The following is a 13,615-nucleotide window of genomic DNA, read 5'->3' on the forward strand; positions in this document are numbered from 1 at the left end:
ACAGGAATAGTTAGTGGACTTGCTTCTAATCAAGGAACAAAACTTCCTACAAGTGCTGTTAATAAAAATAATTCTAATGATGATGACGATGATGATGATAATGATAAAAATAATCAAACTAATACTGTTGGTAAAGATAATCTAAAAGCTGCACAAGCAACTAATAACTTCTATGCAAATGTAGGAGTGAATTTTGGTTATACTAAATCAAGTTCTAAAACAAATTCGCATAATGAAAGTGCAGTTGTAACAACAATAAGGGGAAAAGATGAAAATTCAAGTATAACTTACAATGCTGTAAAGAATGTTGAATATGTTGGAACACAAGCACAAGATACTAAATTTATCTATAATAATGTAGAAAATATTACTAAAAAAGCTGTTGAATTAAATAATTCATATTCATCTACTGGTAAAAGTAGTGGAATATCAACAGGAGTAACTATAGGTTATGGAGATGGAATACAAACTGAAGGAAATGGAGTAAGTATTTCAGCTTCTAAATCAAAAATGAATACCAATGGAACTACTTACCAAAATGGTAGATTTGTAAATGTAGATGAAGTACATAATAATACAAAGAATATGACTCTTTCTGGATTTAACCAAGAAGGTGGAACAGTTACTGGAAATATAGAAAATCTAACTATTGAAAGTAAACAAAATACATCTATAACAAAAGGAAGAACAATAGGAGGAAGTCTAAGTATAGCACCAAATGGAATGCCATCAGGAAGTGCAAATTATTCACAAACAAATGGAGAAAGAAGAGTTGTAGATAATGCAAGTACTTTCATAATAGGAGATGGAAGTAATTTAAAAGCAGGTAAGGTAGAAAATACAGCTTCTGCGATAGGAACAAGTGGAAATGGAAAACTATCAATAGATGAATATGTAGGACATGACTTAGAAAATGTAGATAAATTAAAAACAGTAGGTGGTTCAGTAGGAGTATCAGCTTCTGGAATAACAAGTCTAGGAGTAAATTATTCTGATAGAAAACAAGAAGGGATAACAAAGAATACAGTAATAGGTAATGTAGAAATAGGAAAATCTTCTGGAGATGAAATCAATAAAGATTTAGATACAATGACAGAGATAACAGAAGATAGAGATTTTAAAACAGATATAAATATAGAATCTCAAACTATTAAGTATGCTTTAAATCCAGGTCAATTTAAAGAAGATTTACAAAAAGCCAAAAATGAAATACATGATATTTACCATGCAGTAGATAGTACAGTAAATTTACAAGGAAAAGAAGACAGAAATATATTAGAACAACTTGGAGAAGTAAGACAGGCTAAAACAATATATAATGTGATAGATTCAAGATTACAAGAAGCAGAAAATCAGGAAGATATAGCAAAAGCCTTTGAAGGAGTATCAGAAGATTTAGATTACAAGGTAAAGGTAATCTATACAGACCCAAGTAAATCTCCACAATTAATTGGAGTAGATAAAAAAGGAAATACTTATATAAAGAATGGAACAGCTTATGTAGATAAGAAAACAGGAATAGGATATATTCTAGTAAATACTAAATCACCAGCTAATAGTACAAAAGCAGGAGTAATAGGAACAATAGCTGAAGAGCAAAGCCATGTAATAGGAAAGAAAGAAGGAAGACAAAAAGTAGTTCCAGATGGAAGTGAAAAAGGATTAGAAAGTTTAGGAAAGCCAACAAATGATTACTTTAAGAAACAATATAGTAAGAATGATAAAGCCATAGAATTAAAGAGTGATGGAAAAGATTATTCTAATGTTGATTTTGGAGAACATGTTGGGGATAGTGGAGGATTTGCTGAGTTAAAAGGAATATTTTTAGACAAAATAGTTGGGACAGAAGACACATTAATATCAGCAAAAGATTATTTACCAATGGAATTTCAAATTAGAGAAAAAAAAATAAAAAATATTTTAGAAAAAGAAAAGAACAACATTTCTTCCAAAATGGTACATGAAGAATTAATAAAGTTAGGTCAAGTAGGAGGACAAAATATTATAAAAAACAAATATGAAGGTATTTATGTTCTAGAAAACGAGGATATAAGAAAACAATTTTTTGATGAAAAGGACAATTTACGTTTAGATAAATTTGATCCAGAGAATTGGGGAAAAATTGAAAATAGTAAAAAATTTAAAGAAGGAGTTGAAGAAGTACGAAAAAAATCTCAAGAATATTATTTAAAAAATAAAAATATTATAAAAACTGAAGCAATAGCTAAAATAAATACAGTTGTAAAGCTTGCTGGAGATACAGATATTTTTACAGACAATGATTTAAAATTTGCTTTAGGGAAGACAACGATAACAAGTAGAATTATCATTGATAGAGGAGTTCCTTATTTAAGATATAATTTAACAGATAAATTTCAGGATCCCGCAGATATAAATATTGAATGGGGAAAACCATATCAAATGCTTGGACCTTCTAGAATTATTCCTTTATTTGATGTAATGGGGTTAGAAAAATGAGAAAGTTTTTTATATTTCATATTATAATGTTAGCTTTAACTATCTTCTTTTTAACTAAAATAGTAAGGTATGAAAATACTCTGTTACAATTAAGTGAAAACACTAAAATAGAGAGAGATTATCCTATATTTAATGATGATGTAGCCCTTTTTTATTTAGAATCAACTAATCTAAAATATATTATATATGTAGAAGGATTAAAAAAAATAGATAATATATGGGTAGGGAACGCTTATAGTTATAAGGAGGCTTATGAAAAAAATTCTGGTTTTAAATGGCTAGAAGATGATTCAAAAAGCTTTAATCCTGAATATAATAGAGAGCAAAAAGAAATAGAATATAATAGAAGTACAGGTTATTTTATTATTGATGATAAAAAGGAAATATATGGACTTTCAGAAGATGAAATAAAAGAAATGTTAAATATTTCATCTTTAAAATTAGAAAATCCTGAAAAGTATATGAAAAGAAATGGAGAAAGATCTCGTTTAACTAAATTTTATCAAGATTTATTTAGTGAAATACTTAACATCCCTACTAGTTATGATTCAGATGAATTTGAAAAAGGAAATTCTGCAACAGCTTCTGAAATTAATAAATTAATTTTTATAAAAAATATAATAATTGTATATTTAGGAATTAATTTAATTCTATGTATAGTTTTTCTTTTTAAAAAGAATATTAAAAATTTAAAAAATTATATAAAAGTTAAAGAAAAAAGAATATGGATCTTATATGGATTAGATTTTTTTACACTATTTATTTATTGTTTTTTATGCATATTTTCTGAGTTAAATAAAATAATAGAAATGAATAAATTTGTATTTTATTATATTGTTATAAAAAATTTTCTATTTTATTATTATTTAAAATTAAAAAAAGAGAAATTTAAAAAATTAATTGTGGTAGGGTATCTCATTTTAATTTTAATATTAGTTTCTGGAATTTTTATTAAAAGTTTTGAAATAAATAGCATTTTTTATTATTTAACTTATCTTTTTTCAATTCTTTATTTTCCTATCTTATCATTAAGAAAAAAAGAAAATTTAAAAGTCATAGTATTAATAAATTCTTTATATTTAGTTACACAATTTATTTATCTTGCCATAGTTTTTTTGTGGTTATATATTATATTTTGAATTATAGAATAGTGGAATAAATCTATCAGTAAGAATAAAATCAGAAGCATTAGATAGAGCGAAACAAGGAATAGATTCATTTAAGCAAATGAAGTCAGGAGATATACTTGGAGGAATAGCTTCAACAACTAATACAGTAACAGGTTTAGTTCAAGGTTTAAGTAGTAATATTACTAAAAAAGATGGAAGTAAAGCAACTTTAAAAGACATTAAAGATGGTGATTTTAAAGTTAATAATAACTTCTATGCAAATGCAGGAGTAAACTTAGGATTTAATAAGTCAAGTTCAAATTCTAAATCACATAATGAATTTGGAGTTGTTACAACAATTAGAGGAAAAGATGAAAATTCAAGTATAACTTACAACAATGTAAAGAATGTTGAATATGTTGGAACACAAGCTCAAGATACTAATTTTATCTATAATAATGTAGAAAATATTACTAAAAAAGCTGTTGAATTAAATAATTCATATTCATCTACTGGTAAAAGTAGTGGAATATCAGCTGGTGCAACTATTAACTACAATAATGGTTTCCAAGTAGAAGCAAATGCAGTAAGTATTTCAGCTTCTCAATCTAAAATGAATAGCAATGGAACTACTTACCAAAATGGAAGATTTGTAAATGTAGATGAAGTACATAACAATACAAAGAATATGACTCTTTCTGGATTTAACCAAGAAGGTGGAACAGTTACTGGAAATATACAAAATCTAACTATTGAAAGTAAACAAAATACATCTATAACAAAAGGAAGAACAATAGGAGGAAGTTTAAGTATAGCACCAAATGGAATGCCATCAGGAAGTGCAAATTATTCACAAACAAATGGAGAAAGAAGAGTTGTAGATAATGCAAGTACTTTCATAATAGGAGATGGAAGTAATTTAAAAGCAGGTAAGGTAGAAAATACAGCTTCTGCGATAGGAACAAGTGGAAATGGAAAACTATCAATAGATGAATATGTAGGACATGACTTAGAAAATGTAGATAAATTAAAAACAGTAGGTGGTTCAGTAGGAGTATCAACTTCTGGAATAACAAGTCTAGGAGTAAATTATTCTGATAGAAAACAAGAAGGGATAACAAAGAATACAGTAATAGGTAATGTAGAAATAGGAAAATCTTCTGGAGATGAAATCAATAAAGATTTAGGCTCTATGACAGAAATAACAAAAGATAGAGATTTTAAAACAGATATAAATATAGAATCACAAACAATTAACTATATTAAAAATCCTAAAAAGTTTAAAGAAGATCTTCAAATTGCTTTAATAGAAGGAAAAGCAACAGGAAGAACAGTAGTAAAAACAATAGATAATATGATAAATGGTAATAAGAGTCAAGATATAGGAGATGCTGAAAGAAGAAGTCTAATAGAAATAAAGGAAGCAATAGTTAGAGTTCAAACAGCACCTGCAATGGATATTATCGCAGAAAAAGATTTAACAGATAAAAATATACAAGCTAGACTTGGAGTAGAAATAGAAAAATTTGATCCAAATGCCCCAACATTATCAGAAAAAGTAAAAGAAAGAATAGATGAGTTAAAAGCAGAAGGAAAAGAAATAGTAGCTTTTTATGATAAAGTAACTAAAAAGATATTTATAAACCAAAATGCAAAAGATGAAGAAGTAAGAGCTTCCATAGCAAGAGAATACAAGATAAAAGAAGACTTAAAGCTAGGAAGAGGAAAGGAAAATGATAAAGGACAACTACGTTCAACAGTAGCAGGAGAGATAGCCTATGACGAGATAAAGGATAGATTAAAGAAAGGTGATAAAAATCCAATAAGTGCGTCAAGTTTTGATGTAGCAAAGATGGATAAGGATAGTGAGGTCACAGCAGATGGATATAGAGCTGAAAGAAAAGCTAAAAATGATATAGCAGTAGCAGAAGCTAGATACAGAAATAAACTTGCAAGTATTTCAGCTGAATATTCCAATAGAACTAGCCTTACTTCAGAAGAAATAGCTGAGATAAAAGAATTAGAAAAACAAGCAAGATTAGAAAGAGATAAAGAAATAGCAATAATTCAAAAAGGAATAGGAACTATAAGAGAATATGAAGAATATGCTAAGACTCAATTAGCTCCACAATGGGAACTTATAAATTCAACTAGTTATATTCCAGAAAAAGAAGCATTAAAAGCTAGAGATAATTTTTTAAGAAGAAATATTGATACAACAAAAGAATACAAAGAAGGAACGAAAAAGGTATATAGGGATGCTTTTGAAGAAGAATATAGAAATTCTTTTGAAGAAGGTATAAAAACTACTGTAAAATATGAGGTGGCTAAAAAAGTTGTAGAAACAGGTTCTAAAACATTTGGAACAATGGGACTATTTTTCTTATGGTCAACACCAGCTGGTGGAGGAGAATTACTACCAAATGAGATTAAAACAAAAAGTGATCCTCGAAAAATAATAACACCTGCTACTTATGGGTATCTTGAAAAACATTTTCCAGAATATATTAAAGCAAAAGGAAATGAATATAGACTAGCAGGAAATTATAAAGATGGAATGCTTCCACCAAAAAATCAAAGAGAAAAAATTGATAAAGTAATTTTTAAGGATATTAAGAATTTCTATTATGGAACTAAAACATTAGATGAAAAAATATCTGAAAGTGAGGGGAAACTTTATGGTAGTTTAATAGGGTCAACTTCTGGAGTCATAACAGCTACCTATGCAATAGATAATTTACCAGAGGCATTAAATACATTAAAAGCTAGTAATACTAGTGTAACACCTACAGTTACATATAAGTCAGGAAATACATCTCCAGTATTATATGATAAATCAAAATTCTTACCTGTACCAGTAACAACTAACGGAACTTTAGTAGCACCATTAGCAACAAATAAGGAACTAGCAACTGTACCGTTGTTAACAGATGGAGCAGTAAGTCAAGTAGCAAATAAAGTAGCTCAAGTACAAAATAATAGGGTACCATATAACCCTGTACTTGCACTACCTAACTATCTTAGCAAACCAGAACAAGGAGGAGTAATGGTTGTTGGAGCTGGAACCAAAGCTATAAGTGGAGCATATAATATAGATATAAATCCTAAAGTAGGTGGTGTTCATTTTGGAGATGCAACTAATCTGGTAAATGTTCCTACAGGATCTCAATCAAAAGTTATTATTGAAAATCCATATGGTTTTAATCCACTTAATCCTGAAATACTAAGAGTTGTAAAGCCTGGAGGCGAGATAAGAATAACAGGAACAGAAAGGAATAAGTATTTTAAGGATATGCTTAAAGATAGCTATGAACCTCCTGCAGGATTCAAAGTGATTAAAAAAGGGGATATTCCAAAGTTAGAAAGGAGACAAGGTTTTCAAAAAAATGGAGAACCAATAGGGAAACCAACTGATAAAGAAGTGATATTGATAAAAGAATAAAGGAGACCAGCTATGAGAACTAAGTTGAGAATACAATCTCTGGATGAATGGGAATTAGATGGAATGGAGTTTGAATGTACATTACCAATTATTAAAAATAAAACCATAATATTTGGAGTTTATAATATGAATTTTGAAATAACAGATAATATATGGTATCAGTTACCAGAAGAGTATAAAAGGAAAATGTATAATAATTATCGTAAAAAGGTTATAAAAAATATGTTAGTTACAATAACTAATATTACTGCATATAGTTTTAATATTAAATTTCATGATAAATTAAAAGATGAAATAATAATGGAAGAAATTTATGAAAATTTTGATAGGAATAGAAAAATTGAAAGTTTTCTACCTAGTTGTGATTTTCCATACTCATCTATGTCTATCTATTTTCAATATTTAGGAGAAATTTATGTAGAATTCGATTTAGATGAGCTAATAGCTTATAGTGAGGAAGAAAGAATATTAGGATATCTTAATTTGATGAAAGAGGTTAATCGTAGAAAAGAAAGAGAAAAAAGCATAGGGAAACTAGAACAGATATATAATGAACAGTTAAATTTAAATTTATGATTTTAGATATAGAAAATCATAATAAAGGAGCTATGTATGGAAATAAGAATAAAATTACAACCTTTATATAGAAATGAATTAAATTTTTCAGAAGCTTTCTGTACAGTACCAATAATAATGGATAAAACAATGGTATGGGGAGCTTATAATGTAGATTTAAATATGTCAGAGTGTATTTGGTATCAATTACCTGAAAAATTTAAAGAAAAAATAAGGAACGATAAAGGATATACTATAAAATCTATGATAATAACTGTAACAGATATTACAGCATATAGTGTTACTGTTAGTAATCATGAAAAATTGAAAGATACAATAATAATGGAAGAGATATATAAAGATTTTTCAGAAAGTAAGAAAATAGAAAGATTTTTATGTAAATGTGATTTTCCTTACTCAAATATAGAAGTGTATTTTCAAAATTTAGGAGAAATATATATTGAATTTGAATTAGAAGATTGGGTATGTTATGAAAAAGAAGCTAAGGAAGAATGGAAAATAAAAGAAATAGAAAGAAGAAAATTAAGGGAAGTATATAAAGTAGAACCGAGGGTTATAAAGGTTAGTGAAGAAATAAAAAAAATTGAAGGAATAAAAGAAAGAGTTATAATACAAAGTTTATTAGAAAAAATTCATGATGTGGAGCAGTCTAAGTTTGAAAAGATGTTAAAAAAGTCTTATAAAGAAAGTAGTATTCCAAAAGAAAGTCTTTTATTAATATTTGAAAAATTTCCTCTTCTTATAGATAGAGAAATTGATAGTTTACTTTTTAATTTAAAGTATATAATGTTAATAATAAAAAGTGCAGAAGAACTAAGAATAGCGATTCCAGAAAATATTAAAAATGAGATAGGATACTGGCTAACAGATATGCAAGCAAAAATTAGGAAAGAAGAAGAGGAAAAGTTATTTAAAGAAATTAGAGACAAATTAAATCTTAAAAAAGTTTATAAAAGTGGAACATATGAATTTTTTTAAATTATTAAAAAAGTCTATTAACAAAAGAACAAATAGCAAAACTAGATAAAGATATAGTATGGTATGAGTATCAAAATTTAGATGGAATACAAGTATTAGTTCCAAAAATATATTTATCTCAAAATACACTAAAAAATCTAAATACAGATAGTAGAAGTAGAATAACAGGAATAGAAAATACTTATGTAAGAACTGGTAATTTAGAAAATGCAGGCTTAATAGGTGGATATGGAAACACTTATGTAGAAGCAAAAGAAGTTAATAATAGAACATTAGGAAACCAACTTGCTGAAATAAGAGGTAATAATACTACAATAATTGCTCAAAATAATATCAATAATATAGGTGCTAAAATATCTGGAAATGAAAGCTTAAATTTAGTAGCTATAGATGGAGATATAGTAAATAAGAGTACAGTAGAAAAAGTAGAATTTAATAATGGTGAATTTGATAGAAGTAAATTTACTAAAATAGATTCAGTTGGAGAAATAGTATCTAACGGAAATCTTAATATACTTACTAATAATTACATAAGTACAGGAGCTATAACTGAAGCTAAAAATGCCAATATAAATGTTACTAATGATATCAATATAAAATCACAAGAAGTAAGTGGAGAACAAAAGTTTGGAAAAGATGATAGTCAATATAACTATTATGGATTTGAAAGAAATATAGGTTCAGTAGTTAAAGCAGAAAACTTAAATATAACTGCTAGTGATTTAAATATATCAGGTTCAGCAGTAACAACAAAGACAGCTAACTTAAATGTAGATAAATTAAATATTGAATCAAAAGTAGATAAAGAAGATGAAATAAAGAAATCATCATATAAAAGTCTTTTAAAATCAGGTTCAAAGAAAGAAACTATCCATAATGAAGAAAATTCAGCAGGAAGCCTTTATGTAGAAGGTAAAGGACTAATTAAAGGTGATGTAAATCTTGTAGGAAGTAATTTAGTACTAGGCGATAATAGCTTTGTAGCTGGAAAAGTAACTACTGATTCAAGAGAACTTCACAGTTCATACTCGCTAGAAGAAAATAAAAAAGGATTTAGTGGAAGTATAGGAAGTGGAGGATTTTCTGTTGGATATGGAAAATCAGAAAGTAAGTTAAAAGAAAAAGATTTAACAAATGCTAAATCTAATCTAGTATTAGGAGATAATGTAACTCTTAATAANAGGTACAGAAATAACAGCAACTAATTTCATTCATGGAAAAGTTACTGTAAATAATGGTGATGTAAAGTTTGGAGCAAGAAAAGATACAAGAGATGTAGAAACATCATCAAAGAGTAGTGGAGTAAACTTATCTGTAAGAATAAAATTAGAAGCATTAGATAGAGCGAAACAAGGAATAGATTCATTTAAACAAATGAAGTCAGGAGATATACTTGGAGGAATAGCTTCAACAACTAATACTGTCACAGGAATAGTTAGTGGACTTGCTTCTAATCAAGGAACAAAACTTCCTACAAGTGCTGTTAATAAAAATAATTCTAATGATGATGACGATGATGATGATAATGATAAAAATAATCAAACTAATACTGTTGGTAAAGAAATCTAAAAGCTGCACAAGCAACTAATAACTTCTATGCAAATGTAGGAGTGAATTTTGGTTATACTAAATCAAGTTCTAAAACAAATTCGTATAATGAAAGTGCAGTTGTAACAACAATAAAAGGAAAAGATGAAAATTCAAGCATAACTTACAATGCTGTAAAGAATGTTGAATATGTTGGAACACAAGCACAAGATACTAAATTTATCTATAACAATGTAGAAAATATTACTAAAAAAGCTGTTGAATTAAAGAATTCATATTCATCTACTGGTAAAAGTAGTGGAATATCAACAGGAGTAACTATAGGTTATGGAGATGGAATACAAACTGAAGGAAATGGAGTAAGTATTTCAGCTTCTAAATCAAAAATGAATACCAATGGAACTACTTACCAAAATGGTAGATTTGTAAATGTAGATGAAGTACATAATAATACAAAGAATATGACTCTTTCTGGATTTAACCAAGAAGGTGGAACAGTTACTGGAAATATAGAAAATCTAACTATTGAAAGTAAACAAAATACATCTATAACAAAAGGAAGAACAATAGGAGGAAGTCTAAGTATAGCACCAAATGGAATGCCATCAGGAAGTGCAAATTATTCACAAACAAATGGAGAAAGAAGAGTTGTAGATAATGCAAGTACTTTCATAATAGGAGATGGAAGTAATTTAAAAGCAGGTAAGGTAGAAAATACAGCTTCTGCGATAGGAACAAGTGGAAATGGAAAACTATCAATAGATGAATATGTAGGACATGACTTAGAAAATGTAGATAAATTAAAAACAGTAGGTGGTTCAGTAGGAGTATCAGCTTCTGGAATAACAAGTCTAGGAGTAAATTATTCTGATAGAAAACAAGAAGGGATAACAAAGAATACAGTAATAGGTAATGTAGAAATAGGAAAATCTTCTGGAGATGAAATCAATAAAGATTTAGATACAATGACAGAGATAACAGAAGATAGAGATTTTAAAACAGATATAAATATAGAATCTCAAACTATTAAGTATGCTTTAAATCCAGGTCAATTTAAAGAAGATTTACAAAAAGCCAAAAATGAAATACATGATATTTACCATGCAGTAGATAGTACAGTAAATTTACAAGGAAAAGAAGACAGAAATATATTAGAACAACTTGGAGAAGTAAGACAGGCTAAAACAATATATAATGTGATAGATTCAAGATTACAAGAAGCAGAAAATCAGGAAGATATAGCAAAAGCCTTTGAAGGAGTATCAGAAGATTTAGATTACAAGGTAAAGGTAATCTATACAGACCCAAGTAAATCTCCACAATTAATTGGAGTAGATAAAAAAGGAAATACTTATATAAAGAATGGAACAGCTTATGTAGATAAGAAAACAGGAATAGGATATATTCTAGTAAATACTAAATCACCAGCTAATAGTACAAAAGCAGGAGTAATAGGAACAATAGCTGAAGAGCAAAGCCATGTAATAGGAAAGAAAGAAGGAAGACAAAAAGTAGTTCCAGATGGAAGTGAAAAAGGCTTAGAAAGTTTAGGAAGACCAACAAATGATTATTTTAAAAATCAATATAGTAAGAATGATAAAGCTATAGGATTAAAGAGTGATGGAAAAGATTATTCTAATGTTGACTTTGGTGAAAATGTTGGGGATCATATTTTTGATGATTCAGCACACAAAGAAGCTTTAAATTTTACACTTCGTGATGGTTCAAAAAAATTAACAAATAGTAGTCTAAAAGTAATAGAAGAAAAGGGAATAGAATATGCTTTAGAAAAAGACTTAGTTAAATATGAATCAACAATACATAAAAATTTTTCTGAAGAAAAAGCTATAAAAAAAGAAATAGATGAAAAACAAAAAATAGCAATTCAAAAGAGTAAAGAAGATCCTTTATACAATTATTACTTAGCAGTAGATGGAATATCAAGAAAAGTTACTATAGAAAAAGAATTGAAACCCAATAGTTTTGGAAAAAACTTAAAGGATAGTACTAGTAAAGCATTAAAAGAAGGGTATGATTCTGTAATCAATTCAATTCCTAACTATGATAAGTGGCAAAAAATATCAAAAGAATATGGAGAAATGGAAAGTACTCTTGATGTAAAGGCTTTATTGGTTACTAGTGGAAATTTAATAACAGTACCAGGAAGAATGGCGACTGAAATGAACCTTTTTGGATCAGGAGAAATACAATATGGTTCAGTAAAAGATATAAGGAAAAGACAAAAAGAATTAAACGATGTTATAAGAGGTAAAGTAGATTTTTTAACAACAATAGCAGCTTATTCAACAGTAGAGGCAATAAAAGATAGTAAAACTTTTCAAAAATTTAAAAATAAATTTGTTTCTTTAGAATATTCTAAAAGTGTAGAAGTAAAAGCTACTGAATCTTATCATAAAACACCCATACAATTTGATAAGTATACAATGACAAATGGAAGTATGATAAAGAGAAATGATGGAAGGATTGAATATATGATAAAAGGCTATATAAATGGAAAAGAAGGGGTTTACCATATTACAGTAAGGGATGGAAATTATGTTATTCATAAAGATTTTATACTTAAAAAAGATTGGAATAGATTTAACATTAAGAATAAACTTTTGGATTATAATAAAATTAAATAGTTAGAGGAGAATTAATGAAAATAAAAATTGTAGCTTGGAGTGAAGAATATTATTATGACTTTTTAGAAATAAAAAAAGAAGAAAAAGTTATTTATAGTGGAGAATATATAACACTTCTTTCAACTGATGATAAAAACTTTAGACTAAATTTAAATTATGGAATAAGAGAAAAATCATCTAGTATTATTCTAAAAAAATTTTGTGATGGTTTTTATTCTGTACCTGATAGTAATTGTATGTATCTTTATGATTATAAATATGAGATATTGGAAATGAATAGATATCTTTTAGGTATAATATTATTTAATATTGAAGAATTAGATAATATTGAAGAAATCAATGTAGTTGATATTATAAATAATTGGATATTAGGAAGTAACTATAAAGGATATTATTTAAATATTAAAGATTATATATTTTACTTAATAAAAGAAATTTACTTTATTGATAATGAGGAATTAAATAAAGATATAAAAAATACTATGAGTAATATTATAAATATAAAGAAAAAAAATATTATAAATATTAAATACCTTGATTTAGAAACTATAAATTTCTATTTGAATAATGGACAAGTATGGGAAGCACTTTTAAAAAATAAAAAAAATGGTGATATTTATTTAAATACAAAATATAGTATTAGTATAAAAATAAATTAAAAAATATTAAAAAGAGAATTAAAAAATTAGTAAATATAATTTTAAATTTAAAAATTTAATCTTAATAGACAAAAAATATCTTGAAATATTTTTAAAAATAAGTTATAGAGATGTATTTGGACATTTAAACAGATACAATTTTTTCCCTAAGGATAAAGTATATATTACTTCAATAACTGA

The 13,615-nt window shown here is 27.0% G+C and carries 5 protein-coding genes and 2 pseudogenes; all 7 read left to right on the forward strand.

Features of this window, described 5'->3' with window-relative positions; all coding sequences use genetic code 11:
* Nucleotides 1-2,478 (forward strand): hemagglutinin repeat-containing protein (locus tag BQ2505_RS08655; RefSeq protein WP_083232310.1); only part of this gene is annotated, 2,478 nt, incomplete at its 5' end.
* Nucleotides 2,475-3,617, forward strand: coding sequence for a hypothetical protein (locus BQ2505_RS01785; RefSeq protein WP_074016101.1), 1,143 nt, complete (start codon nt 2,475-2,477; stop codon nt 3,615-3,617). The genes BQ2505_RS08655 and BQ2505_RS01785, both read left to right, overlap by 4 nt.
* Before the next feature lie 7 nt (nt 3,618-3,624).
* A pseudogene (locus BQ2505_RS08895) lies at nt 3,625-5,490 on the forward strand (hemagglutinin repeat-containing protein); the annotation flags it as partial.
* Between the two features lie 1,551 nt (nt 5,491-7,041).
* On the forward strand, nt 7,042-7,605 hold the full coding sequence (locus tag BQ2505_RS01795) for a hypothetical protein (protein ID WP_074016102.1): 564 nt from the start codon (nt 7,042-7,044) through the stop codon (nt 7,603-7,605).
* Between the two features lie 36 nt (nt 7,606-7,641).
* Nucleotides 7,642-8,583, forward strand: a complete 942-nt coding sequence (locus BQ2505_RS01800; protein ID WP_143403526.1) for a hypothetical protein — start codon at nt 7,642-7,644, stop codon at nt 8,581-8,583.
* A gap of 17 nt (nt 8,584-8,600) precedes the next feature.
* Nucleotides 8,601-11,201 (forward strand): annotated as a pseudogene (locus BQ2505_RS09080) (hemagglutinin repeat-containing protein); the annotation flags it as partial.
* Nucleotides 11,202-12,790: 1,589 nt separating this feature from the next.
* The gene (locus tag BQ2505_RS01815; RefSeq protein ID WP_074016103.1) at nt 12,791-13,435 is read left to right on the forward strand and encodes a hypothetical protein; all 645 of its coding nucleotides are present in this window, start codon (nt 12,791-12,793) and stop codon (nt 13,433-13,435) included.
* Nucleotides 13,436-13,615 lie beyond the last annotated feature (180 nt).

It is taken from the genome of Fusobacterium massiliense (assembly GCF_900095705.1).
Lineage (GTDB): Bacteria > Fusobacteriota > Fusobacteriia > Fusobacteriales > Fusobacteriaceae > Fusobacterium > Fusobacterium massiliense.